The organism is Streptomyces sp. NPDC007907, from assembly GCF_042959365.1.
GTDB lineage: Bacteria > Actinomycetota > Actinomycetes > Streptomycetales > Streptomycetaceae > Streptomyces > Streptomyces indiaensis.
This window is the reverse complement of record NZ_JBIBKR010000005.1, coordinates 715911-740497: the sequence shown is the minus strand read 5'-3', so window position 1 is coordinate 740497 and position 24587 is coordinate 715911. Positions and strand designations below refer to the sequence as shown.

Sequence of the window (24587 nt, the reverse complement as noted above, 5' to 3'; positions counted from 1 at the left end):
CCTACGACCAGCTCGTGCCGGTCAGGCGCTCGTACGCCTCGACGTACTTGGCGCGGGTGGCGTCGACGACCTGCTGCGGCAGGGCGGGCGGGGGCTGCTCGCTCTTGCGGTCCCAGCCGGACTCCGGCGAGGTCAGCCAGTCCCGGACGAACTGCTTGTCGTACGACGGCTGTGCCCGGCCCGGCTGCCACTGGTCGGCCGGCCAGAAACGGGAGGAGTCCGCGGTGAGGACCTCGTCCGCGAGGACCAGGTCGTCACCGTCGAAGCCGAACTCGAACTTCGTGTCCGCGAGGATGATGCCCCGCTCCCGGGCGATGCCCCGGCCCCGGGAGTAGACCGCGAGGGTCGCCTGGCGCAGCCGGGCCGCGGTGTCCGCGCCGACCTGGCGGGCGACCTCCTCGTAGGAGACGTTCTCGTCGTGCTCGCCGACAGCGGCCTTGGTGGCCGGGGTGAAGATCGGGGCGGGCAGTTCACTGCCGTCGGTCAGGCCCTCCGGCAGGGCGAGGCCGCAGACCGTGCGCGTCTCGTTGTACTCGGCGAGACCCGAGCCGGTGAGGTAGCCGCGAGCCACGCACTCCACGGGGACCATCTGCAGCGACTTGCAGATCAGCGTGCGGCCCGCCCAGTCGGCGGGGGCGCCCTCGGGCAGATCCGTGCTCAGGACGTGGTTCGGGGCGAGGTCGGCGAGCCGCTCGAACCACCACAGGGAGAGCTGCGTGAGGATCCGGCCCTTGTCGGGGATCTCGGTCGGCAGCACCCAGTCGTAGGCGGAGATGCGGTCGCTGGCGACCATCACGAGGTCGCCCGCCTCGTTCCGGTACAGCTCGCGCACCTTGCCGGTGTGCAGATGCACCAGGCCCGGAACCTGAATCGGTTCGGGCTTTTCGACGAATCCGGACACGGTTCCTCCCCGTGGTTCTGTCCAAGTGGCTCGATTCTCCCGTATCCGAGCCGGATCCCGGACAGGGGGTCAGTCGCGTTTGCAGATGCGGTCCAGCAGATTCGCGGTGGCGCGCTGGATGCGCGGGTCGACGTGGCCGGGGCGGTCCAGGGCCGGGGACCAGGCGAACGTTCCTGCTGCGAAGACCCAGGCACCGGAGGGCGCGCGGTACAGGGACGTCTCCTGGTGGCGGAGCGTGCCCTCCTTGTCGGTGTACGGGGAGTGGGCGAGCAGGATCCGCTCCTCGTGCTCGGGCAGCGAGGTGCGCGGGAAGTAGCGGTCGGCCTCGCCCGCCACCAGGTCCTCGATCGCGTCGCCCTCGTGCGCCCCGGTGGCCTCCCACATCCAGTGCCCGGCGTTGCGCACGATCAGCGGGTGCGGCACGGGGACGGGCCCGGCGTACTGGATGCCCAGGAGCTGCTGTTCCGCCCGGTCGATCTCCCGCCACAGCACCGGCTTGCCCGGGCCCCTGCGCTTGCGGCAGGTCAGCAGCCGGTCGGGGACGCCGGAAGGGGAAGGGCCGAGCTCCACCCGCCAGTACAGGGAGTTGGCGGAGAGGAAGACCAGTGAGGTGCCGGCGTCGCGGGCGACCTCCACGGTGGTGCGCATGGCGGCCGACCAGTACTCGTCGTGGCCCGGGAAGACCAGGCCGCGGTAGCGGGTGGGGTCGACCCGGCCCGCGTGCAGATCACTGGCGGTGGCGTAGGCGACGTCGTAGCCGTAGCGCTCGGCCCAGCGGATGAAGTCGTAGGCGTGACCGACGTGGAGCGGGAGGCCCGCGCCCGCGTAGGGGCGGTCGAACGACACCGTCGTGGCCGCCTCGGACTCGCCCAGCAGCCGGCCCTCCTCGTCCCACGCGTGGTAGAGGCTCGCGCCGGTGCGGCCGTCCTCCGGGTAGAGGTTGTACGCCTGCCAGGTGACGTCGGGCAGCACGAGCAGCAGGTCGGCGGGCTGGTCGTGGCGGACCGTGAACGGGACGTGGGAGCGGTAGCCGTCGGCGGTGGTGAGGACGGCGACGTACGCGCCGATGTTCCAGTACGAGGGGACCTGCAGCCGCCAGGACAGCCACCAGTGGTGGCATGAGACCGTACGGTCCGCGGTGAGCGGCGGGGACTGGACGATGCCGGACAGCCGCGGGCTGGTGGTGATCTTCGCGGCGCCGTCACCGCCGTAGTGGCCGATGCGGTAGATGTCGACGGCGAACTGCTGCGGCGGGTCGACCGTGATGTGGAAGTCGATGGCCTCGCCGGGCGCCACCGCGCCGGTGGAGGTGAAGCCCTTGATCTGGCGGTGCACGTCGTCGGCCGCGCGGGGGCCGCCCGAGCGGCTGCCCTTCCTCGACGCTTGGGGCTGGTCCTGGTCCACGTACCAGGGGACCACCTGGCCCGAGTCGTCGAAGTACGTCACGGTGCCGCGCAGCCACGGAACGGGGCCCTGGCCGAAGGGGTCCGTCACGGCGTGCGCCAGCGCCCCCGACTCCCAGCGGCGGATCTGCTCCGAACCCATGGTCGTCTCCCCTCCCCTTCGCCCCCGTGGTGGTGCCTGCCGGTGTGGTGCGTGCGACGCGGTCACGCGTATGTGTTTGTCGTATGTCGCACGCGCTTGCCATGCACGCGAACGGTCCAAGCACATCACATAACGCGCGCACTTCGTCACTGTTCGTTTTGAATTGGCCAGAACCGGAAGTGGGTGCTCCGGTGGGTCAGCCGAGGCGGACCGGCTTCTCGGGGCGTATGCCGAGCTGGGACAGCCAGAGGCGCAGAGGCGTGGCGTCGCCGTCCTCGATGAGCGTGAGGACCATGGGTGCCAGATCGGCCGTGCGCTCGCCTTGGACGAGGAGGGTCGGGCCGTCCAGCCAGTCCAGGCCGGGTGTGGCACCGGCGGTGTCCATCGCGGCGCAGCAGACCATCGCGGTGAGGTGGTCCGCGAGCAGCTCCCTGGCGGTGCGCGGGGGCTGGAGGGGGAAGAGAGGGAGCGCCCGGTCGTCCCACAGGGCCGTGGGGTCGGGTGCGGGGGCCGGAGCGGTGGCGGGGGGCTGTGCGGCCGGTGAGGGGTTGGCCGGGGTGGGGGCGGCCTCCTCACGGGCCAGTTCGGCGCTGAGCCGGGCCGCGAGCGTGGCACTGGGAGCCGTCGTACCGGAGAGGTCCTCGTCGTCGAGGGGATCCGTGTCCGCTCCGGAGCCGGGCGGGTGCGCTGTGGGATGCGCGGTCGGGGCGGTCGGGCCTGCTGAGGGGGTGTCGGCTCCGGTGGGCGCGGTGGTGTCCGAGGGAGGCGTGTTCGTCAGGTGGTCGAGGACGCGGGAGAGGGTCGGGGCGTGGGTGGCGGCGGTGGTGGGGCCAGTGGCGGGCCGGACGCCCATCGTGTCCAGGACGCGGTGGAGGCGGGCCGCGTCCAGGCGCCACTTGCGGTCCACGACCTCGTCCGGATACTCGCTCCAGTCCACCGGCGACCAGTCGGGCCCGGGTCCGGCGGGGCCGCCGTGGAAGAGGCGGGCGGCGAGCAGGGACGCGGCTTCGTCGACCGCGCCGGGCTCCTCCAGCAGATCGCAGGCCGGCCGCTCGCCCAGCCGGGACGCGAAGCCCTCGGCCAGGCGGTCCCGCCGGGACAGCTCCGTGAGCGCCGCGACCACACCCGCGTCCAGCCGGGACGGCCAGCGGCCCATCCGCCACGCGGGCAGCGCCACCCTGGTCAGCAGCCGGTCCCAGCCCGCGTAGGCCAGACCCACCTGCTCCTGGGCGACGATCCGCAGTCCGTAATCCACAGCCTGTGCACGCTCCGCGGCGGCGGCCGCCACGCCCCGCTCCAACTCGGCGGCGTGGATCCGGCAGCTGCGCAGCAGAAGCCGGGCGACCCGGCCGGCCCCGGCGAGCACGATCCGCGACACCGGGTCGCGGCGGGGCGCCGACGCCACGGCCACCGCGGCGTCCAAGCCCCGGACGAAGCGCCGGGCGGCGGCTATGTCCGGGTGGGCCGAGGGTCCCGTGCCGGCGATCACCGGGGCGAGGACCGCACGCAGCTCGCCGACCCGCATCCACCACAGGAACGGGGAGCCGATGACGAGGACCGGCGGGACGGGCTGCCGGCGTTGTGCCTGCTTGCCCGCCCCCGCTATGTCGTGGTGCTCCTCGGCCGGGGGCGGTGCGTGGGACCGGTGGGTGCGGTCCTCCAGCCAGCTGTCGCAGTCCGGGGTGAGCGCTATCGCGGAGGGCGCGGGGACGTCGAGGCGGTCGGCCAGGTCGCGCACCATTCGGTACAGGTCGGGGGCCGCCTCCTCGGCGACCGGCACGGTCGGGCTCATCGCGGGCCGGGCCCGGGCGACGACCAGGGCGATCCCGGCGGCGGCGAGCAGCACCAGGGCGGCGAGCGGCGTCAGAACCGCCCGGGCCGTGTCCCAGCCGGGACCTTCCAGGCGGTCACCGGCGGTGCCGGCGAGCAGGATCACGGCGACGGCGGCCGGCAGCAGGGCAACGGCCAGGGCACGGCTGCGGATGCGCAGCACGGCCAGTGCTCGCGCCCGCGCGATCTGCGCGCCTGCTTCCACACCCGTTCCGGTCACGACCGACCTCACCCCCTCCCCGTTGACCCGACGCTTCCCTTGCTCACTCCCCCACTGTGGCACCCGTCACTGACATCGCAATGCCGGTGGGCCAAGTGCCGGAACGCTTGCGCCGCACCCTAGTTGGGGCTCCGCCCCCCGTCAGCCGGATAGGGCATCGGTCACTCGATGGAATGGCTCAGGGGAGAGGTGGATGACGGTCGGCGGGCATCGGTCCCCGCCTCCCGCACACGTCAGGCCCCGGATCCTGAGACGGATCCGGGGCCTGTGGGGTTCATCGGCGGCGGGGTGATGTCCCTGCTGCGGCTGCCGCGGGTGGTTTCCCTGCCGCGGGTGCGTGGGCGTCGTCGGCGCTTAGGGGTCGGTTACGCGCCTGCCGCCTTCGCCGCGATGTCCGTGCGGTGCTGGGAGCCGTCGAGACGGATGCGGCCGACGGCCGTGTAGGCGCGGTCGCGGGCCTCGGTGAGGTCCTTGCCGGTGGCCGTCACGGACAGGACGCGGCCGCCCGCGCTGACGACGGCGTCCCCCTCCTGGCGGGTGCCGGCGTGCAGCACGTACGCGTGCGGGGCGTCCTGCGCGGCCACCTCGTCCAGACCGGTGATCGGGTCGCCGGTGCGCGGGGTGCCGGGGTAGTTGTGCGAGGCGACGACCACGGTCACGGCCGCGTCCTCGCTCCAGCGCAGCGGCTCCAGGTGGGCGAGGTTGCCGGTGGCGGCGGCCATCAGCACACCGGCCAGCGGCGTCTTCAGCCGGGCCAGGACGACCTGCGTCTCGGGGTCTCCGAACCGGGCGTTGAACTCGATCACGCGGACACCCCGGGAGGTGATCGCGAGACCGGCGTAGAGCAGGCCGGAGAACGGCGTGCCGCGCCGCTGCATCTCGTCCACGGTCGGCTGCAGCACGGTCTGCTGCACCTCGTCGACCAGCTTCGGGTCGGCCCACGGCAGCGGGGAGTACGCGCCCATGCCGCCGGTGTTGGGGCCCTCGTCGCCGTCCAGCGCGCGCTTGAAGTCCTGGGCGGGCTGGAGCGGTACGACCGTCTCGCCGTCCGTCACGGCGAAGAGGGAGACCTCGGGGCCGTCGAGGAACTCCTCGATGACCACGCGCTCGCAGGCCGCCGCATGAGCCCGGGCCGCTTCGAGATCGTCGGTGACGACGACACCCTTGCCCGCGGCGAGCCCGTCGTCCTTCACGACGTACGGCGCGCCGAAGGCGTCGAGGGCCGTGTCGACCTCTTCCGGCGTGGTGCAGACGTACGACCGGGCCGTGGGCACCTCGGCCGCCGCCATGACGTCCTTCGCGAAGGCCTTGGAGCCCTCGAGCTGCGCGGCCCGGCCGGACGGGCCGAAGACCGGGATGCCCGCGTCGCGCACGGCGTCGGCTACCCCGGCGACCAGCGGGGCCTCCGGGCCGACGACCACGAGCTCCGCGCCGAGGCGGGTGGCCAGCGCGGTGACGGCGGCGCCGTCGAGGGCGTCGACCTGGTGCAGCTCGGCGACCTCGGCGATGCCGGCGTTGCCGGGGGCGCAGTGCAGCGCCGTGACGTCGGGGTCGTGGGACAAGGAGTGGCACAGGGCGTGTTCGCGGGCGCCACTGCCGATGACGAGGACCTTCACGGGGGTCAGCCTAACGGGAGACGCCGGGTTCTCCTTGTGCGGGCTGCCGAAGGGAGGGCGGATCTTGAGCTGGAGGTTCCTCCAAGAAGGCCCGGCCTCCCGGCTCTACTCGTTCGTGAACTCCTCCACCACCGTCGCCCCCAGCTCCCGGACGATCAGCTCCTGGCCGGAGAGGGCCGACTCGTCGAGGTCGGGGTCGTCGTCCTCGGGGATGTCCTCCTCGACGGAGACGTGCCGCCGCGGTGGGGCGGACGGCTGGGGGACGGACGCGGCGGTCGGCGGGGAAGCCGGGGTGGAGGTCGCGGCGGAGCCGGAGCTGCTCGACTGCTGCGCGGGAGGAGCCGGAGAGGCCGACGCGGACGGGGCGGGGCGCTGGGCCGTCGCCGTGCCGCCACTCGCGTTGTAGCCGCCGCCGGAGTTGTAGCCACCGCCGGCGCTGGGGCCGCCGGTGTTGTAGCCACCGCCGGTGCCCTGGCCGCCGCCGGTGCTGTGGACGCCGCCGCCGCCGAAGCCGGAGGGGCCGCCCGCTGCGGGGGGCGCGGAGCCGCCCGACGGGTCGACGATCGCCTCGATCTTCCACTGGACGTTGAACTGCTCGCCCAGCGCCTGCCGCAGCACGTCCTCGCTGCCGCTGCTCAGGAAGTTGTCCCGCGCGCCCGCGTTGACGAAGCCGAGCTGCAGGGTCGTGCCGTCGAAGCCTGCCACCTGGGCGTTCTGGCTGAGCAGGATCCAGGTGAAGCGTCGGCGGTTCTTGACCGCGTCCAGGATGTTCGGCCAGAGCATGCGGGGGTCGAGACCGCCACCACCCGCGGGAGCGGGTGCCGGCGCCGGGGCCGGGGTGGTCTGGGCCGGAGCGGGGGGCGGAGACGCCGACGGGTTGGCGGGCCCGGGGGCGTGCGCCGGGGGGGTGCTCGGGGCGGGGGTGCCCGAGGCAGCCGTGGGCCAGCCGCCGGGGCGGCGGGCGCCGCTTCCTGCGGAGGCGGCGGTGGGCCAGGCGCCGGGGGCGGGCGGGGCGGCCTGGGCCGGGGACGGCTGGGCGGGCCCGGCGTGAGCGGGAGGGGAGGCGGCCGGGGCTTCGGCGGGGGTCGCGGGGGCGCCCGGCCCCTCGGGGGCGGAGGGCCCGCCGTGGGCATGGGCACCGGCTGCGGGAGCCGGAGACGCGGACGGGCTTTGCGGCGACGCGGCAAGGCCCTGGCCCGCCGCCGCGGGGGCGGAGCCGGTCGCGGCGGCGGCAGGGCCGCCCACGCCCGCACCGCTACCGCCGTTGCCCGGTGCTCCGGAGGCGCGGACCGCCGCGCGGGCCGCGGCCGGGCCGCCGCCCGGCGGCACGGGAACGCCACCGCCCGCCTGGGTATGGGCGGGGCCGCCCGCTTGGGCATGGGCGGGGCCGCCCGCTTGGGCATGGGCGGGGCCGCCCGCTTGGGCATGGGCGGGGCTGCCCGCCTGGCCCGGAGCGGCCGCCGCTCCCCCGTGCCCCTCGGGCCCGGGTACGTATCCCATGGCGGGCATGCCGGCGGGTCCCGCGGAGAAGTTCACCCCGCGCTCGATGCGGTCGAGGCGGGCCATGACGGAGCGCTCGTCTCCGTAGGCGGCGGGGAGCAGGACGCGTGCGCAGATCAGTTCCAGCTGGAGACGGGGCGAGTTGGCGCCGCGCATCTCGGTCAGGCCCTCGTTGACGAGGTCGGCCGCACGGCTCAGCTCGGCGGGGCCGAAGGTGCCGGCCTGGGCCTGCATACGCTCGATCACATCGGCGGGGGCGTCGATGAGCCCCTTCTCCGCGGCGTCCGGCACGGCGGCGAGGATCACCAGGTCGCGCAGCCGCTCCAGGAGGTCGGCGACGAAGCGGCGGGGGTCGTTCCCGCCCTCGATGACGCGGTCGACGACCTCGAACGCCGCGGCGCCGTCACCGGTGGCGAAGGCCTCGACGACGGAGTCGAGGAGAGAACCTTCGGTGTACCCGAGGAGGGCGGTGGCCATGGCGTATGTCACACCGTCGGCCGCGGCGCCCGCGAGGAGCTGGTCCATGACGGACATGGAGTCACGCACGGACCCGCCGCCCGCCCGCACGACGAGCGGGAGCACGCCGTCCTCGACGGGGATGGCCTCCTTCTGGCAGACCTGCCCGAGGTACTCCCGGAGGGTGCCGGGGGGCACGAGCCGGAAGGGGTAGTGGTGGGTCCGGGACCGGATCGTCCCGATGACCTTCTCGGGCTCGGTGGTCGCGAAGATGAACTTGAGATGCTCCGGCGGCTCCTCGACGACCTTCAGCAGCGCGTTGAAGCCGGCCGACGTGACCATGTGGGCCTCGTCGATGATGTAGATCTTGTACCGACTGCGGGCCGGACCGAAGAAAGCCTTCTCGCGCAGGTCACGGGCATCGTCCACGCCACCGTGGGATGCGGCGTCGATCTCGATGACGTCGATGGAACCGGGGCCGTTGCGGGCGAGGTCCTGACAGGACTGGCACTCGCCGCACGGTGTGGGTGTGGGCCCCTGCTCGCAGTTCAGGCACCGGGCCAGGATCCGCGCGCTGGTCGTCTTGCCACAGCCGCGCGGCCCGCTGAACAGGTACGCGTGGTTGACCCGGTTGTTCCGCAGCGCCTGCTGCAGCGGGTCGGTGACATGCTCCTGCCCGATGACCTCGGCGAAGGTCTCGGGGCGGTAGCGGCGGTACAGAGCGAGAGACGACACGCATACGAGGTTATAGGCGCCCACTGACATCGGGCCCGGCCCCGACCCGGCGCGGAAGATCCGTCTGGACATCCACCCGGGGCATCCGCCCGCCAGACCACGGGACATCCGCCCGCCAGACCAATCGGGACACCCGCCCGGCAGACCGCCCGGGGCATCCGTCCGCGAGGTCGGTCCGGGAACGCAGACGCCCCTCACGCACCCGCCAGAGCCAACCTACCCTTGCTGCCTTCCGGCCCTGGGGGAGTTCAGTCAGATAGCGCCGCGTGAGGGGCTGCGCCAAGGCTACCTGATGTCCGGGCCGGGGAACGAGTTCGCGAGCACTCCTCTCGGTCATGTAATGTTTCCGGCGGAGGATTCGCCTAGAGGCCTAGGGCGCACGCTTGGAAAGCGTGTTGGGGGCAACCCCTCACGAGTTCGAATCTCGTATCCTCCGCCAGTGCCTCACCGGGCACGATGTCGAAGGGCCCCACCGCTTGCGGTGGGGCGCTTCGACGTTGTCCGCCGCGCTTTCCGTCTCAGTCGGCTGTGCGTCGTTCTCCTGGGATCAGGTGCACCGACTCCGATGGTCAGGCAGTGGCTGATCACCCGCATGCCTCGTGTCGCTCGCCGCTGCTACGCGCGCGACTCGGGCTGGCACCGACGGCCAACCACTCGAGTTCATCGACGGCGACCGTTTCGACTTGACCTTCACCTTCCTCGACGTCGACCAGCCGGTGACCGTCGAGGCCCCGCCCTCCGAGGACATGGCCGGTCTCGCGGCGTCGGTGGACGAGGTGCAGACGGGCTGAACAAGCGGGTTGCACCACCCGTCCTGCCGCTCGACAGGGGGCCGGTCACCCGCCGTACGCCTGCTTCCAGCGTGCTCGGTGGTGGGGATCGCCCTGGCCCCGGCCGTTCACCTCCGTCAAGGACAGCAGGGAGGTGCCGTTGTTCCACAGGCCCAGGTGGTCGCGGTGGATGGCGAGGATGTCGTGCTGCACGGCGAACTTCTCGGAGGGGCGGCTGAAGCGGGTCGTCGTGACGAAGACGGCGACGTCCGCTCCGAAGTGCACCTTCGCTCCCAGCAGGTCGCGTAGTTCACGGCTCGCGATCGTGCTGGTCGGCGTGTAGCGCTTGCACTGAATCACCACGCTCCGGCCGTCCGGGAGGCGGCCCAGGACGTCGGCGCCGTTGTCGTTGGCTCCGCCCACCCGCCGGACCTCCGTGCACCCGTCCCTGCGGCACAGGTGTGCGACCAGTTCCTCGAACTCCGTGCCGGTCATCGCGTCCACCTCGGCGAGTGTCCGGTGCCCCGCCTTCACCGCCTCCTCCTGCCGCCAGACGCTGTCCCGGCCGCGCACGAGCCGGTCCGTCCGCCACAGCCACCAGCTCGCCGCTCCGATGCCGCCCACCACCAGCGCACCGGTGATGTAGGGCCACACGGTCGACCGGAACAGCATCAGCAGAACCACCGATGACGCAGCGGCCGCCGTCAGTGCCTTCAGGCGGGTCGTTCGCCTTCTGCGGGCAGCCGCTCCACGTCCACGTCCAGCCATGATCGACGCTCCTCCCCCCAGCCGTCCGTGTACGGCAGTCTCAGCAGCCGGTGGCGGGGGGAGTAGGGCGCGAGTCGGCCATGGCCGGATCGGGGCGTGCCGTCAGCGGCCGGCGAGCAGTTCGAGCGTGTCGATCACGCGGTTCGAGAAGCCCCACTCGTTGTCGTACCAGGCGACCACCTTGACGTGGCGGCCGTCGACGCGGGTGAGGGCCGAGTCGAAGATCGACGAGGCCGGGTTACCGACGATGTCGGACGACACGAGCGGGTCCTCCGAGTACTCGAGGACGCCGGCGAGCGGCCCCTGCGCCGCCTTGCGGTACGCCTCCAGCACGTCCTCGCGCGTCACGTCGCGGGCGACGGTCGTGTTGAGTTCGACGATCGAGCCGACCGGGACGGGGACCCTGATCGAGTCGCCGGACAGCTTGCCGTCCAGGTTCGGCAGGACCAGGCCGATGGCCTTGGCGGCGCCCGTCGTGGTCGGCACGATGTTGACGCCGGCGGCGCGGGCGCGGCGGGCGTCGCGGTGCGGGCCGTCCTGGAGGTTCTGCTCCTGCGTGTAGGCGTGCACCGTCGTCATGAAGCCGTGCTCGATGCCCGCGAGCTCGTCGAGGACCGCGGCCAGAGGCGCGAGGGCGTTGGTGGTGCAGGAGGCGTTCGACACGATCGTGTGCACGTCCGGGTCGTAGGCCTCGGTGTTGACCCCGTACGCCAGCGTGACGTCGGCGCCGTCCGACGGCGCGCTCACGAGCACCTTCTTCGCGCCCGCGTCGAGGTGGGCGCGGGCCGCCTTGGCCGAGGTGAAGCGGCCGGTGGCCTCCAGGACGATGTCGACGCCGAGTTCGGCCCAGGGCAGCTGTGCCGGTTCGCGCTCGGCCAGCACCTTGATCCGCCGGCCGTCGACGACGAGTGCGTCCCCGTCGGCGGTCACCGGGCGGCCGAGCCGGCCGGCCGTCGAGTCGTAGGCGAGCAGCCGGGCGAGGGTGGTGGGCTCCGTCAGGTCGTTGACGGCGACGACCTCGAAGTCGCTGCCGCGTTCGAGCAGGGCGCGCAGCACATTGCGTCCGATGCGGCCGAATCCGTTGATCGCGATGCGCGTCATGAGTGGTGTCCCTTTCGGTCTCTGCGGTTCGCCACCAGCGTCGCGCCCGGCGTCCGCGCGGGACAGCGGCGGGATCGCCAGGGTTCAAAAGGATCGCGCCAGCCAGCCCACGCCTGGGCGTGCCCGTGCCCCTGCCCGTGGGTCACTCGCCTCGGGCGAAGGTGTGGCGGTATTCGCTCGGGGTCGTGCCGAGGATGCGCTGGAAGTGCAGTCGCAGATTCGCGCCGGTGCCGAGGCCGACGTCGGCGGCGATCTGCTCCACGCTCAGTTCCGAACGTTCGAGCAGCTCACGGGCCACGTCGATGCGGGCGCGCATGACCCACTGCATCGGCGTGTACCCCGTGTCCTCGACGAAGCGCCGCGACAGCGTGCGCGCCGAGACCCCCGCGTGCCGTGCCAGTCCGTCGAGGGTGAGGGGCTCGCCGAGCCGGTGCAGTGCCCACTCGCGGGTGGCGGCGAACCGCTCGCCGAGGGGTTCGGGCACGCTGCGCGGCACGTACTGCGCCTGGCCGCCGCTGCGGTAGGGCGCGGCTACCAGACGCCGGGCCGCGTGGTTCGACGCGGCCACTCCCAGGTCGCCGCGCAGGATGTGCAGGCACAGGTCGATGCCGGAGGCGGCGCCCGCCGACGTCAGCACGCTGCCTTCGTCGACGAACAGGACGTTCTCGTCGACCCGGACGAGCGGGTGCTTCGCCGCGAGCGCCCGGGTGTAGTGCCAGTGCGTCGTGGCGCGTCTGCCGTCGAGCAGGCCTGTGGCGGCCAGGGCGAAGGCGCCCGTCGAGATCGCGGCGAGCCGCGCGCCCCGGGCGTGCGCCGCGAGCAGCGCGTCGACGACGGCCCGCGGCGGGTCGTCGCGGTCCGGGAACCGGTAGCCGGGAAGGAAGACGATGTCGGCCCAGGCCAGCGCGTCCAGGCCGTGGGCGACGGCGTACGACAGGCCGTCGCCGCCGGTCACCAGGCCGGGCGCCGCCCCGCACACGCGCACCTCGTACGGCATGCTCGCGCGGGTCGTGAACACCTGCGCGGGGATGCCGACGTCGAGCGGTTTCGCACCGGGGAGGACGAGAACGGCCACGCGGTGCAGGCGGGAGGACGGCACCCGGACAGCGTACGAGGAGCAGCGGCTGAACCGGCTCCCGGTACCGCGCCGGAGGCCCGCCGGAGGCCGCGGCTGAGCCGGCTCCCAGTACCGCGCCGAAATTCCGCCGGAGGCCGCAGCTGAACCGGCTCCCGGTACCGCGCCGGAGGCCCGCCGGAGGCCGCGGCTGAACCGGCTCCCAGTACCGCGCCGAAATTCCGCCGGAGGCCGCAGCTGAACCGGCTCCCGGTACCGCGCCGGAGGCCGCGGCGGAATCCCGCGCCGGAACCGGACCCCTCGCGCACGTACAGCCGCCGCTCAGGCAGCCTCAGGGCAGTCGCCCGGGCGGCCCCCGGCGCCCCCGGCGGCCTCGGGCAGCCCCGCGGGCCGCCCGCGGACCGTCGCTCAGGCCGACTTCGCCGCAGTCCGCTTCGTGCCCCTGCTCCTGCCGCTGCCGCTGCCGCTGCCCGTGCCCGAGCCGGCCGGTGATTTCGGTGTGTTCTTCCGGCGGGGCTTGTCCGCGGGCGCCTCGGTGTCCGGTCGCGTCGCCCGCGGCCGTGCCGTCGCCCACTTCAGTTCGATCTCGAGCTCGATCTCCCCGTCCCCGATCTCCACCTCCAACTCGCTGTGCAGGTCGTCGGGGATCCGTACGCCCAGCGTTCCGGGGCCGAACTCCAGCTCCGCGTCCCCGCCTTCCCGCAGCGCGTCCGCGAGCGCGGTGAGCTGGTCGGCGGCCTCCTGGCGCGACAGCGAGCGCTTCTGCTCGAACTTGAGGTCCTTCATGGGGCCCTCCGGTGATGTCGCAGAAAGGGTGGATATGTCCATAGTGGCGTGCCGCGTGGGCGCGCGCGTCAGCCGCCCGCCTCCGGACCCCAGTGCTCGGGCCCCACTCCGCGCCAGTCGATCCACGGCGCCTCCGCCACGTCCGACGGGTCGATCTCCAGGCCCGCACGGCGGAGGAACTCCGCGACGTCGGTCACATTGTGGGCGAGTCCGAGGATCTCGCCGTCCACGCGCACGCGGCGGCCGCCCGAGGGCGACGGTGGGTGCACGATCACGCGTATCGGTCCGGACATGCCTTCAGGATCATCCGGAACGTACGGTCCCGCAGGCCGGGGCGTCACCGGTGGAGCCGCTCGGACGCGTCCCCCGCCGCCCGCCCCAGCTCCCGCAGCTCCCACCACGCCGCCGGGCTCGGCCGCCGCTGCTGCCAGTAGGGGTGGAAGTACGCCCGTACCGACAGCCGGTGCAGACGCCGGCGCAGCTCGGTGCGGCCGGGCCGGTCGGCGAGCTGCCGGTAGGTGGCGCTCCACTCGCACTGCGCCCGGACGAGGTCGTCGGGAAACGTTCGCATGGTCGAATTCAAGCATGTGTTCGATTTTTTCGGCCAGCGGAGCGCATCGCCGCCGCCCCCTCCGGGCACCCGGTTCCACACCGGGCATGGACAGCCGCAGCGCGAATGCCACCAGGAGGCGCATACTGAGGCCGATGACAAAGCCTGCTGCTCCCAAGCGTCACTTGCCCACCAGCCCCTTCAAGGCGCCGGTCGCTCCCGCTCCCAAGCACTTCGCCGTGGGTGACCAGGTCACGCACGACATGTACGGGCTCGGCCGGGTCATCGGCATGGAGGAAGGGATCGCCGCGCTCGTGGACTTCGGTTCGGCGCACATGCGGATCCCCAGCCCGTACGCCAAGATGACCAAGTTGTAGGACCTCCGTGCCCGGTCGGGGCACACCTGGCCCGAACCGGGCCAATACCGGAAAAGAGACGTCTCATCGAACCGACTTCGCTGTTCTCCGCCGTGGAAGGGCAACCCAGCCGTTCCGGCGCGGCCTCGCCGCCCCCGGCGACCAACCCCTTCCAGGCCCCGGACTTCGGGGAGGACGAGATCTTCACGCCGGAGGAGCTGACGGAACAGCCCTCCGCGTCCAAGCGCCCGGCGCGCCGCAGGGCGGCCTAGCCCCGCGGCAGACGCACCGGGGCCCCGTCCCGGCGCCCTCCCGCAGGGCTGTCGTCAGTCCCGGGACGTCTCCTCGGCCGCGCGGTCCGACATCGGCCAGACGTACGGCAGGTCGTCGGGGACCCCCGGGAAGAGGGCCCCGTAGGTCGTCGGGTCCTTGCGCACCAGGGCCGAGCGATGACTCTCGTGGAAGGGGTCGTCGCCGAGCCAAGGCGGCAGTTCGCCGTCGGCGGCCAGTTGCCGCTGGTCGCGGATCGGGGCGTGCGGGCGGGGCGCCGCCAGGTCGGCCACGAGTGTCGCCGCGCAGGTGTCCTGGTGGCCGTGTTCGCGCCAGACGCGGCAGACCTCCAGGCCGTAGCGCACCAGGGCCTCCTCGTAGCCGACCCACATCCGCACGGCCGGGTGATGGCGCCACCCGTAGCCGGGGACGACCAGGCCGCGCAGGACCTGCAGCGCCTCGACCCGTTGCTTGCCGAGCCGGCGACGGTCCAGGGCCTGGGCCGTGGTGCGGAAGTCGGGGTAGGGCAGGAAGGTCTGCATGCCGTCCTCGGTGATCCTTACCGTGCGTCGGTGCGCGTGTCGCGCCTGCTGAGGGCCAGGGCCAGGCCGATCATGGCGATGCCCAGGGCGAAGTGGAGCCAGTCGTCCGCGGAGTTCAGCGGGACGAAGTTGGCGTCGCTGTCGTGGCCCACGGACAGGCCGTACACCCACAGGAGCAGGTAGACGGCGCCTCCGACCAGCAGGAACGAGTACGCCCCGGCGGCCGTGCCGGCGAGCATCAGGCCCGCGAGTCCGTAGATCAGATGCACGAGGTTGTGCAGGATGGACACCTGGAACAGGCCGAACAGCTCGGCGCCCGACTCGTGGGAGGCGAACTCCAGCGAGCCGTAGTCCGTGGTGACGCCGGGGACGAAACCCAGCACGCCGACCACGAGGAAGACCAGGCCGGCCAGCAGCGCGGCCTGCTGGACGGGCGCGCGGTCGGCCCGGTGGGACGCGGGTGTGCTCATCGGCGGTGGCTCCTCACGCCGGCGACAGGTCCTGTTCCGCCCAGATGGTCTTGCCGGTGCCGCTCTGGCGGGTGCCCCAGCGCTCGGTCAGCTGGGCGACGAGCAGCAGACCGCGGCCGCCCTCGTCGTACGTGCGGGCGCGCCGCAGGTGGGGAGCGGTGCTGCCGCCGTCGGAGACCTCGCAGATCAGGGTCGAGTCGTGGATCAGGCGCAGTTGCACCGGTGGCTGGGCGTGCCGGATGGCGTTGGTGACGAGCTCGCTGACGACCAGTTCGGTGACGAACACGGTGTCGGACAGGCCCCACCGCTCCAGTTGTGCCACCACGTCCTTGCGGGTCTGCGCGACCGCGGAGGGGTCCGAGGGCACCGACCAGGTGGCGACCTGCCGTTCGTCGAGCACGCGGGTACGGGCGATGAGCAGGGCCACGTCGTCGGCCGAGCGCGGCGGCAGCAGGTCGGCGAGGACCGTGTCGCACAGCGCGTCCAGCGAGGCGGCCGGACGGGCCAGGGCCTCCCGCAGCCGGTCGACGCCGGTGTCGACGTCCCGGTCGGGGGTCTCGATCAGGCCGTTGGTGTACAGGGCGAGCAGGCTGCCCTCGGGGACGACGACCTCGGTCGCCTCGTACGGCAGGCCGCCCACGCCGAGCGGCGGCGAGGTGGGGAGCCCGACGAAGTCCACGGTGCCCTGCGGGCTCACCACGGCGGGCAGGGGATGCCCGGCCCCGGCGAAGCAGCAGCGCCGGGTCACGGGGTCGTAGACGGCGTACAGACAGGTGGCCCCAAGGTCACCGGCGGCTTCGGCGGAACCCGCGGAATCCATGCCGGCGGTTTCGGCTGAACCCGTGCCGGCGCTTTCGGCGATGCCGGTGCCGGCGGCGGTGGCCGCGGAGCCCCTCGTGGAGCCCCTCGTCCGCCGCTCGGTGTCGCTGTCCTCCTCCGTGTTCAGGCGGGCGACCAGGTCGTCGAGGTGGGTCAGCAGCTCGTCGCAGGGCAGGTCGATGTCGGCCAGCGTGCGGACCGCCGTCCGCAGCCGCCCCATGGTCGCCGACGCGACCAGCCCGTGGCCGACCACGTCCCCGACGACCAGCGCGACCCGGGCCCCCGAGAGCGGGATGACGTCGAACCAGTCACCGCCCACCCCGGCGTGCCCGCCCGCCGGGAGGTAGCGGGAGGCCACCTCGACGGCGGCCTGCCGGGGCAGCCGCCGCGGCAGCAGGCTGCGCTGGAGCGTGACCGCGGTGGCGCGTTCGCGCGTGTAGCGGCGGGCGTTGTCGATGCTGACCGCGGCCCGGGCCACCAGCTCCCCGGCCAGGACCAGGTCGTCGTGCCGGAAGGGCTCCTGGGTGCGGTGCCGGGCGAAGAAGGCGACGCCGAGGGTGGTGCCCCGGGCGGCCAGGGGCACGGCCATCACGGAGTGGACGCCGAACGCGCGGACCCGGGCCGCACGCGCCGGGTCGCGGGCGAGCCAGGCGGTGAACGCCGGGTCGGTCACCTCCTGCAGGGCGGGCCGTCCGGTGCGCAGGCTCTCGAAGGGCAGCGAGCCCGGCGGGTAGGCGTCCACCGCGCCGGCCGCGACGACCGACTCCGGGGCGCCCGGGGTCACCGACCGCAGGGCAGCCCGGCGCAGCAGCAGCGGCCCGTCCGCCGGAACCGGCCGTGCGGGCGGCTCGGGTGCGTCGTCCAGCGCGGCCAGCAGGTCGACGCCGGCGAAGTCGGCCAGGACCGGGACGGTGACGTCCGTCAGTTCCTGGGCCGTGCGCGTCACGTCGAGCGTGCTGCCGATGCGCCGGCTCGCCTCGGCGATCAGCTGGAGGCGCTTGCGGGCCCAGAACTGCTCCGTCATGTCGTGCGCCGACAGGCAGACGCCCCGGATGGTGCCCTCGTGGTCGCGCAGCGCGGACAGGAAGATCGACCACGCGTGCTCGTGGCTCTCGCCGGGGGCGCGCAGGTAGGGCTCCTCGTACTGCGGCTCGCCGGTGCGCAGCACGTGGGCCATGCCGAGTTCCGCCCGCCGGCCGGCGTCGTCGTCGACGATCTCGGACACGCGCAGGCCCCGCATCTCCTCCTCGGTGAGTGCCGTGGCGCGTTCCATGTCGGCGTTGGCCCTGCGCAGCCGCAACCGGGTGTCGTAGATCGCCTGGGCGCAGCACGGGGACTGGGCGAAGCTCCAGCTCACGAGGGATTCGTCGAGACCGGTCGGTGGCTGCCGGCCGGTCAGGGCGGAGAGGACGAGCCAGGCCGGGCCGTCGGCGCCGGGGGGCCGGTGGTGGGCGAGGATCCCGACCGTCAGCGTCCGGCCGTCCCGGTGCCGCAGCGCGACGTCGCCGTTCCAGCGGGGCAGTCCGGCCAGCGTCGGCAGACCGCCGCGCACCGGGATCGGCTCGGCCAGCAGGTCCGCGGCCCGGCGACCGGTCAACTGCCCCGCCGTGTAGCCGAGGAGCCGCTCGGCGCCCTCGTTCCAGCCGGTCACGAGGCCGCGTTCGTCGAGGGTGACACGGGCCGTGAGCGATGCGCCGACGAGGGCTTCGAGGGCTTCCGGTTCTGCTCCGGACGACCGGGTGGCCCGGCCGGCGGTGACGGGCTGTTCCATGATCGGTCATCTCACTCTCGGGGGAATCAGCCGTAACCCCGGATATGCACAGATATGAACCTGATTACCCCGATTGCGCGAGGTCTCACCGCGCCGCCGGTCCAGAAGGCCGCGCCCCGTCGCGAAGCCGAGCTTCCCACCGCCCGTCGAGAACCCGAGCCTGCCGCCGCCCCGCCGGGGTAACCGCTCCCCCATGGGTCAGATCCTGGTGGGCACGTGTTCCTGGACCGACCGGGCGCTGGTCGGCAGCGGCTGGTATCCCCCGGGCCGGCGGGACGCCGAGGGCCGGTTACGGCACTACGCCGAGCGGTTCGGTGTCGTCGAGGTGGACGCCTCCTACTACGCGTTGCCGGGCGAGCGGAACAGCCGGTTGTGGGCCGAGCGGACACCGGACGGGTTCGTCTTCGACGTGAAGGCGTTCTCGCTGCTCACCGGGCATCCCACCCGGCAGGCGGTGATGCCCGAGGGATGGCCGGCCGAGCACCGGGACCCGGCGGTGCTCGACCGGGTGTGGGACCGGTTCACGGCCGGGATCGAGCCGCTGCGGGCGGCCGGGCGGCTCGGCAGCGTGCTGTTCCAGTTCCCGCCCTGGTTCCGGCCAGGGCAGCGGGCCAAGACGTTCCTGCGGGAGTGCGCCGAGCGGACCGCGGGCTGGCCGCTCGCCGTGGAGTTCCGGCACCCCTCCTGGTGGGAGCCGGGACAGGCCGACGCGACGGGTGCGCTGCTCGCCGGGCACGGCATGGCCGCGGTCGCCGTCGACATGACGCAGACGCTCGCGTCCTCCGTGCCGCCCGTCACCCCGGTGACCTCTCCCCGGCTGTCCGTCGTCCGGTTCCACGGCCGCAGCACCGCCTGGGGGACCGGCAGCAAGGAGGACCGGTTCCGGTACGCGTACGGCGAGGAGGAACTCGCCGAGTGGCTGCCCCGCGTGCGGCGGCTGGCCGAGCGGACCGAGCAGGTCCACGTCCTGTTCAACAACTGCTGCGGTGACGCGGCCGTCCGCGCCGCCGAGGCCATGACCCGGCTCCTCGACCGGGAACCGCCGGCGGCACGGCTCCCTAGGGCGCGATCCGCACCCGGCGCTCCACCGACACCTGGTCCACGTCCGACACCCGCACGGTCGTCTTCATCGTCCAGTTCCCGGCGAGCGGCAGGTTGACGGAGTTGGTGCTCCAGTAGCCGCCCCGGTCGACGAGTTCGGCGTCGACCGGGCCGACCTTCCGGGAGGGCAGGCTGAAGGTGATGCGCACCTCGGGGACGACGATCAGGCCCTTGTCGGAGCCGGCGACCACGGCCTGGACGCCGTTCTCGCCGACGCGGGCCGGGTCCAGGGTGACCTGGACCGTGCCGCGTCCGCTCACGGACGCCGTGCCGGTGTCGTAGGGCACGGTGACCAGGGTGGTGGGTGGCAGCGCGCCCGCCGGGGCCTGCCGGGCCGCCTCGGCCTGGGCACGAGCCGGGAGGGTCCCCGTGAGCACGGTGGTGATCAGCAGCACCACCGCCGCGACGGCGACCTCCACCAGGACGGACCGGCGCAGCAGGCGCCGGGCGTCCGGACCGGCTCCGGGCGCGGGCGGCTCCTGTGCTCCCGTCTCCGCGGCAGGCTCCTCCGGCCCCTTGTCGTCGTCGGGGGTCTCGGGTTCCCCGGTGCCCCGGCCCTCCGCCGGTGCCCCCACCGGCTGGGGGACGCGCTTGCGGACGGAGGCCGGCCGGGGCACGGTCGTCGCCGGGGCCGCGATCCGCGCCGTCCAGCGCCGTGAGTACCGGGCCGCCAGCAGCAGCACGGCCACCCCGGCCAGTTTGGCGAGCAGCAGACGGCCGTACGACGTGCCGGACAGCGCGGACAGGGAGCCGAGGCCGCGCCAGGACTGGTAGACGCCCGTGACGGCCAGCACGGTCACCGCCGCGAAGGCGATCCGGGAGAAGCGGGGGACGACCGCGGCCATGTCGTCCGCCACGCCGTCGCCGGACGAGCGGCGCAGCGTCAGCAGCAGCGCCACCAGGCCGCCGAGCCAGACGCCCGTCGCCAGCAGGTGCAGCACCGACGACGTCATCGCCAGCGGCACCTGGATCCCGGCGGAGGCGTGCTCCGCCGCCGCCCAGGTCAGGGCCAGGGCGGCGGCCAGGGCGGTGCCGGTCGCCAGGGTGAGGGGCCGCTGCCCGGCGTCACGGCGCCGGGACAGCCACACCAGGAAGGCCGCGGTCAGCAGGAGGACGGCGAGCCGGGCGAGCAGGGCCTGCCCCGGGCGGCCGGCCACGGTACGGCCGAGGGCGGCGGCGTCGAACGCGGCGGCCGGGCCGGTGCCCGCCTCGTACGGGGCGCGCAGCAGGAGCAGGACGACCGTCGAGCCCAGCAGCGTCCACCAGGCCGCCACCAGCGGCCGGCGCAGGGCGGAGGTGTCCGCGGGCCGGCAGAGCAGGGCGAACGCGGCCAGGCCGACGAGCAGCGCGCCGGCGAGGTAGGCGAGGTAGCGGGCGGCGTCGTTGAGACCGCCGGTGAGCGGGTCCTCGGTCGGGCCCGTGTCGATCGGGGAGGTCGTCGCGGAACGCTTCCCCACCGAGAAGGAGAAGGCGCCGGAGACGGGGTGGCTGTCGGCGGATACCACCCGCCAGGCCACCGTGTACGTGCCCTGGGCGAGCTTGCGGGGCAGACCGATCCGGGCGGTGTCGGAGCGGCCGTCCGCGTGTGTGGCCTCGCCGGTGTGGACCCGCCGCTGATCGGGGCCGAAGACCCGGAAGGAGTCGTCGAGCAGGCCCACGGACTCGGTGAAGGTCAGGGTGACGTGACGGGGGGCCTTCCGGACGAGGGATCCGTCATCGGGGTCGGTGCCGCGGAGCGCGGCGTGGGCGGAGGCGGGAGCTGCTCCGGCGAGGAGCAGTACCAGCACGGTGCCGAGCAGCACCAGGGCCTGGAATCGCCGGGGGCGTCCGACATTGCGATCCTCGTTCCGCCGTTGGTCCACGTGGTTCTCCGGGGTCGGGCTGGACGGCTCCGGGTTGAGTACGGACGGGATCGGTGCAGTGCTCAACGGGCTCAGGAGGCAGAGCGGGACAGTCCCGCGATCTCGTCGGCCACCGCCGGGTAGCGCGCCGTCAGCTCCGCGGCGTCCCCGTGCTCGTAGCCGTCGAAGGTGAAGCCGGGTGCCATCGTGCAGCCGAACAGGGTCCACCGCCCGGCCCCGCGCACCCTGCCGCCCATCCACGTGCCCGCCGGGACCGTGAACTGGACGTGCTGTCCGTGCAGGACGTCCGGCCCGAGCACGACCGTCCTCGCCGTGCCGTCCGGGGCGAGCAGCAAAAGCTCCAGGGGGTCGCCCCCGTAGAAATGCCAGATCTCGTCCGTCGGAAGGCGGTGGAGGGCGGAGAAGTCGTCCGCCGTCAGCAGCGCGACGATCGCCGTGCCATCCGGCCTGCCGTCGGGGCGTTCGGGACCGGCCCAGGTCTGGCGGAACAGGCCGCCTTCGCTCGGGATCGGTTCCAGTCCGTAGTGGGCGATGAGGTCATCGGGGGTCACCCGGGGAACGGTATCTCCCGTTCCAGGAAGGCGAGCTGGGCCTGCTTCTGCGGCAGGTACACGTCCGGCAGGTCGATCTCGGGCAGGACCACCACCGGGCCGGGGGTGAAGCCGAGCCGGAGGAAACGGGCGATCGCCTTCTCGTTGCGCAGGTCCGGGTCGACCACGATCCGCCGGCGGTCCAGGCTGGGCAGGACGTACGCGGTGATGGCCGTCACCAGCCGGGCGGTCCAGCCGCGCTGTCCGCCGCCCGGGCCCGCGGGGGCGAGGAGCAGGTGGACGCCGATGTCGCCGGGGCGGACCTCGTAGCACTCGCTGACGCGGTCGGCCTCCGGCTCGTAGGTCTGCAGCAGCGCGACCGGCTCGCCGTCCCGGACGACGAGGAAAGCGTGGTGGGTGTCGAGCGTGGCCATGTGGGCGTAGACGTCCGCGACCTGGCGTTCGGTCAGCTCGGTCATGCCCCAGAAGGCGGCCCGGTCCTCACTCACCCAGCGGTGGATCACGGCGGCGTCGGCGCCGGGGTCCAGCGGCAGGACGCGGACGGTGCCGAAGCCGTCGGTCACCTCCTCGTGGACGCAGGCGCGGGAGGCATACGGGTCAGACATCGGTTTCCTTCTTCAGCAGGGCCCAGTCGGTGACGACCGGGACGAGGTCTCCCGCGAGCCACAGCGGGAGCTGGTCGCGGTGGTGGGGTGAGCCGGGGACGCCCGAGGCGCCGAGCGGGACCACCCAGCGGCTGTCCTCCCGCCGGGCCAGGTCCCAGACGTACCGGGCGGCCGGGCCCCGGGCCGCGCGGTCGGTGAGGCCCGGCACGCCCGAGGTGCACAGCACGCAGTCGTGGTCGCCGGACAGCCCCGGTTCGTCGTAGGGCTGCTCCGGCTCCAGGGCCCGCCAGGGGGCGAGGCGGTGGGTGTCGCCCCAGACCCCGGCCGGCGGCCGCAGCGCCATCTCCTCGATCGCCGCGCGGACGGCCGCCGGGCGGTCGATGCCGTACAGCTCCCCGGCCCGCAGCAGGTGTTCGAGGGCGAAGCCGACCCGGGGGACGAGAGCGAGCCAGGGCTGGAACACCTCCGGGTACGCCGGCGGGGTGGTGAGCGCGGCGAACGCCGGGTGCGCCGCGAGCCGCCGTACGACCGCTCCGCGCACGGCGGCGTAGAGGGCCGCGTCGGCGCTGCCGGCGTCCATACGGCGGTCCCAGCGCAGGAGCCGGTCCCGGAGGGCTGCGGCCTCGGGGGTGAGGCCGTCGAGGGCGTCGAGGCGGTCCAGGAGGGCGGACGCGGAGGCCAGGTGGGTGTCGGTGTGCAGGGCGGGCATGTCGGCGGCGGACCAGCGCTCCTTGCGCGCGAGCAGCGCGGCGATGCGGTCGGCGCGGTGCGGCGGGGCGAACTCGACGCCGAGGGGTTCGGCCGGGCCGCGCTGGTTGGCCATGACGGCGACGCCGTCGGTGAGCCCGGCGCGCGGTGACACGTGCCAGCCCTGCCATTCGTGGCCGGGCTCCCACGCGGGCACCAGGCGCAGCCGGTTGGCCTCGGCGCGCAGCGGCACCCGCCCGGCCACGCGGTGCAGGACACCGCCCTCGGTGTCGGCGGCCTGCACGACGTTGACCGGCTCGGCCCAGCGGTCGAAGGCCCGGTCCACGTCGCCGACCCGCCGGGCCCGCAGCAGCGGCAGCAGAGCGCTGAAGCCGAGGTCGCCGGTGACCCGGGGCGGATAGCGCAGACTGACCGCCACGGGCACGCCGGCAGGGTCGGCCGGGTGGCCGGAGTCGGCCCTGTGGCCGGAGTCGGCCCTGTGGCCGGAGTCGGCCCTGTGGCCGGAGTCGGCCGAGCGGTCCGAGTCGGCCGGGTGGCTGGAGTCGGCCGAGCGGCCCGAGTCGACCGAGCGGTCCCAGTCGACCGAATAGTCCCAGTCGGCCGAGTGGTCGGAATGGGCCGGGAGCGGTGGGCCCGCCGGGGCGCCGCTCGGTTGCCGCAGGGCTGCCGGGTCTCGCGGAGCCGCCGACTCCGGCGGACCGTCCTCGCGCGCCGGGTCCGCCGGATCGCCGTCGAGGCCCTCGGGGCCGCCGATGATCAATGGACCCCGGTCGGTCTCGATCACCTCGACCTCGACCGGCTCCTCGCCCGCCACCTCGATCGTCTCGGTGTGCCGGGACGCCCGCCGCCAGACCCCGTCCGGGCCGAGGGCCTCCACCCCGGCGCCGGTACGGCGCAACCGCTCCCGGTAGAGGTCCTGGTAGTCGGCCATGGCGTTGGTGATGGCCCAGGCGACCGTGCCGGTGTGCCCGAAGTGGGCGATGCCGGGGACGCCGGGGACGGCCAGGCCCACGACGTCGAACTCGGGGCAGGACAGGTGGATCTGCTGGTAGACGCCCGGGTCCTCGATCCAGCGATGGGGGTCGCCGGCGATGACGGCCTGCCCGGTGACGGTCCGCTCGCCGCCGACCAGCCAGCCGTTGCTGCCGGAGGTGCCGGGGCCGTCGGCGGCGAAGAGGCCGACGGCGTCCGCGTCCAGGTGTGCGGCGACCTGCTCACGCCAGAGCTTGGCCGGGAACCCGGCGAACAGGATGTGGGTGGCGAGCCAGACGCCGAGGGGGGTCCAGGGCTCCCAGCGGCCGGGGGCGAGACCGGTGCGGGCGAACTCCGGGGCGGTGGCGTCCGCGAGCCCCTCGTTGACCCCGTCGACGTACGCCCGCACCCAGCGCGCCGTCCCGGGGTCCCGTCTCTCCAGGTCCGCGAAGCAGCGTCTGGCGGTGTCGTCGAGCCGGGCCCGTCGCGCGAACCGGTCCCAGGCCAGGGCGCTCCCGCCGAGGAAGGACGCCGAGGTGCCCCGCGCCCGGTGGCGCTCGACCTCCAGCTGCCAGGCCCGGTCGCGGGCGGTCACGAGGCCCTGCGCCCGGGCGAGTTCGGCCGCACTGTCCGCACGCAGATGCGGGATGCCCCAACCGTCACGGTAGATCTCGACGGTCACGCTGTACCCCCTGTAACCTTTAGGT

21 protein-coding genes, 1 tRNA gene and 1 other RNA gene are annotated in these 24587 nt (G+C 73.8%); 4 read left to right on the top strand and 19 right to left on the bottom strand.

Annotated elements, in window-relative coordinates; genetic code table 11:
- Position 1: 1 nt before the first annotated feature.
- From ACFZDI_RS24195 to ffs, 6 genes are all read right to left on the bottom strand, one after another.
- Positions 2-901, bottom strand: a complete 900-nt coding sequence (locus ACFZDI_RS24195; RefSeq protein WP_391253161.1) for a phosphoribosylaminoimidazolesuccinocarboxamide synthase — start codon at positions 899-901, stop codon at positions 2-4.
- Between the two features lie 69 nt (positions 902-970).
- Positions 971-2446 (bottom strand): N,N-dimethylformamidase beta subunit family domain-containing protein, encoded by a 1476-nt coding sequence (locus ACFZDI_RS24190; RefSeq protein ID WP_391253159.1) that lies wholly within the window; start codon positions 2444-2446, stop codon positions 971-973.
- A gap of 196 nt (positions 2447-2642) precedes the next feature.
- The gene (locus ACFZDI_RS24185) at positions 2643-4496 is read right to left on the bottom strand and encodes a hypothetical protein (RefSeq protein WP_391253157.1); all 1854 of its coding nucleotides are present in this window, start codon (positions 4494-4496) and stop codon (positions 2643-2645) included.
- A gap of 365 nt (positions 4497-4861) precedes the next feature.
- The gene (gene purD / locus ACFZDI_RS24180; RefSeq protein WP_391253155.1) at positions 4862-6112 is read right to left on the bottom strand and encodes a phosphoribosylamine--glycine ligase; all 1251 of its coding nucleotides are present in this window, start codon (positions 6110-6112) and stop codon (positions 4862-4864) included.
- Positions 6113-6217: 105 nt separating this feature from the next.
- Complete coding sequence (locus ACFZDI_RS24175) at positions 6218-8803, bottom strand: DNA polymerase III subunit gamma and tau (protein ID WP_391253153.1); 2586 nt, start codon at positions 8801-8803, stop codon at positions 6218-6220.
- A gap of 182 nt (positions 8804-8985) precedes the next feature.
- Positions 8986-9082, bottom strand: an RNA gene (ffs, locus tag ACFZDI_RS24170) — signal recognition particle sRNA small type.
- Between the two features lie 72 nt (positions 9083-9154).
- On the opposite strand from ffs, the gene ACFZDI_RS24165 reads away from it, so the two are divergent.
- Positions 9155-9242: transfer RNA gene (locus ACFZDI_RS24165), tRNA-Ser, on the top strand.
- A gap of 397 nt (positions 9243-9639) precedes the next feature.
- On the opposite strand, the gene ACFZDI_RS24160 is transcribed toward ACFZDI_RS24165, so the two are convergent.
- The 6 genes from ACFZDI_RS24160 to ACFZDI_RS24135 form a co-directional block, all read right to left on the bottom strand.
- A complete protein-coding gene (locus tag ACFZDI_RS24160) occupies positions 9640-10341 on the bottom strand; it encodes a restriction endonuclease (protein WP_234850841.1) in 702 nt (233 codons plus the stop codon).
- Positions 10342-10443: 102 nt separating this feature from the next.
- Positions 10444-11442 carry a type I glyceraldehyde-3-phosphate dehydrogenase gene (gene gap, locus ACFZDI_RS24155; RefSeq protein ID WP_234850840.1) on the bottom strand — a complete coding sequence of 333 codons (999 nt, stop codon included), beginning with the start codon at positions 11440-11442 and terminating at the stop codon, positions 10444-10446.
- Positions 11443-11584: 142 nt separating this feature from the next.
- Positions 11585-12541, bottom strand: coding sequence for a GlxA family transcriptional regulator (locus tag ACFZDI_RS24150; RefSeq protein WP_234850839.1), 957 nt, complete (start codon positions 12539-12541; stop codon positions 11585-11587).
- A 384-nt stretch (positions 12542-12925) separates the two neighbouring features.
- Positions 12926-13303: an amphi-Trp domain-containing protein gene (locus ACFZDI_RS24145; protein ID WP_391253150.1), complete on the bottom strand. Its 378-nt coding sequence runs from the start codon at positions 13301-13303 to the stop codon at positions 12926-12928.
- Positions 13304-13371: 68 nt separating this feature from the next.
- Positions 13372-13596: a hypothetical protein gene (locus ACFZDI_RS24140; protein WP_234850837.1), complete on the bottom strand. Its 225-nt coding sequence runs from the start codon at positions 13594-13596 to the stop codon at positions 13372-13374.
- A 44-nt stretch (positions 13597-13640) separates the two neighbouring features.
- Positions 13641-13874 carry a hypothetical protein gene (locus tag ACFZDI_RS24135; protein ID WP_391253148.1) on the bottom strand — a complete coding sequence of 78 codons (234 nt, stop codon included), beginning with the start codon at positions 13872-13874 and terminating at the stop codon, positions 13641-13643.
- Positions 13875-14008: 134 nt separating this feature from the next.
- Here ACFZDI_RS24135 and ACFZDI_RS24130 point away from each other — a divergent pair, with 134 nt between their 5' ends.
- Entirely contained in the window at positions 14009-14230 is a 222-nt protein-coding gene (locus tag ACFZDI_RS24130) for a CarD family transcriptional regulator (protein WP_234848543.1), read from the top strand.
- A 92-nt stretch (positions 14231-14322) separates the two neighbouring features.
- Positions 14323-14481 carry a hypothetical protein gene (locus ACFZDI_RS24125; protein WP_234848542.1) on the top strand — a complete coding sequence of 53 codons (159 nt, stop codon included), beginning with the start codon at positions 14323-14325 and terminating at the stop codon, positions 14479-14481.
- 54 nt (positions 14482-14535) lie between these two features.
- On the opposite strand, the gene ACFZDI_RS24120 is transcribed toward ACFZDI_RS24125, so the two are convergent.
- Genes ACFZDI_RS24120 through ACFZDI_RS24110 form a run of 3 tightly spaced genes read right to left on the bottom strand, consistent with a single transcriptional unit; the run spans position 14536 to position 18081 of the window.
- Positions 14536-15021, bottom strand: a complete 486-nt coding sequence (locus ACFZDI_RS24120; protein WP_391253145.1) for an MSMEG_6728 family protein — start codon at positions 15019-15021, stop codon at positions 14536-14538.
- A gap of 17 nt (positions 15022-15038) precedes the next feature.
- Complete coding sequence (locus ACFZDI_RS24115) at positions 15039-15491, bottom strand: DUF4383 domain-containing protein (protein ID WP_391253143.1); 453 nt, start codon at positions 15489-15491, stop codon at positions 15039-15041.
- Between the two features lie 13 nt (positions 15492-15504).
- Positions 15505-18081, bottom strand: coding sequence for a SpoIIE family protein phosphatase (locus ACFZDI_RS24110; protein WP_391253141.1), 2577 nt, complete (start codon positions 18079-18081; stop codon positions 15505-15507).
- A gap of 193 nt (positions 18082-18274) precedes the next feature.
- Between ACFZDI_RS24110 and ACFZDI_RS24105 the strand changes: the two genes are divergently transcribed.
- Complete coding sequence (locus ACFZDI_RS24105; protein WP_391253140.1) at positions 18275-19240, top strand: DUF72 domain-containing protein; 966 nt, start codon at positions 18275-18277, stop codon at positions 19238-19240.
- On the opposite strand, the gene ACFZDI_RS24100 is transcribed toward ACFZDI_RS24105, so the two are convergent.
- The 4 genes from ACFZDI_RS24100 to ACFZDI_RS24085 all read right to left on the bottom strand — a co-directional run bounded on the left by ACFZDI_RS24100 (position 19140) and on the right by ACFZDI_RS24085 (position 24562).
- The gene (locus ACFZDI_RS24100; RefSeq protein WP_391253241.1) at positions 19140-20984 is read right to left on the bottom strand and encodes a copper resistance protein CopC; all 1845 of its coding nucleotides are present in this window, start codon (positions 20982-20984) and stop codon (positions 19140-19142) included. The genes ACFZDI_RS24105 and ACFZDI_RS24100 overlap by 101 nt on opposite strands.
- Positions 20985-21115: 131 nt before the next feature.
- Positions 21116-21595, bottom strand: coding sequence for a cupin domain-containing protein (locus tag ACFZDI_RS24095; RefSeq protein WP_391253139.1), 480 nt, complete (start codon positions 21593-21595; stop codon positions 21116-21118).
- Positions 21592-22200 (bottom strand): GNAT family N-acetyltransferase, encoded by a 609-nt coding sequence (locus ACFZDI_RS24090; RefSeq protein ID WP_391253137.1) that lies wholly within the window; start codon positions 22198-22200, stop codon positions 21592-21594. Before ACFZDI_RS24090 ends, ACFZDI_RS24095 begins: the two co-directional genes overlap by 4 nt.
- Positions 22193-24562 (bottom strand): penicillin acylase family protein, encoded by a 2370-nt coding sequence (locus ACFZDI_RS24085; protein WP_391253135.1) that lies wholly within the window; start codon positions 24560-24562, stop codon positions 22193-22195. The genes ACFZDI_RS24090 and ACFZDI_RS24085 overlap by 8 nt, the downstream gene beginning before the upstream one ends.
- Between the last annotated feature and the right edge of the window lie 25 nt (positions 24563-24587).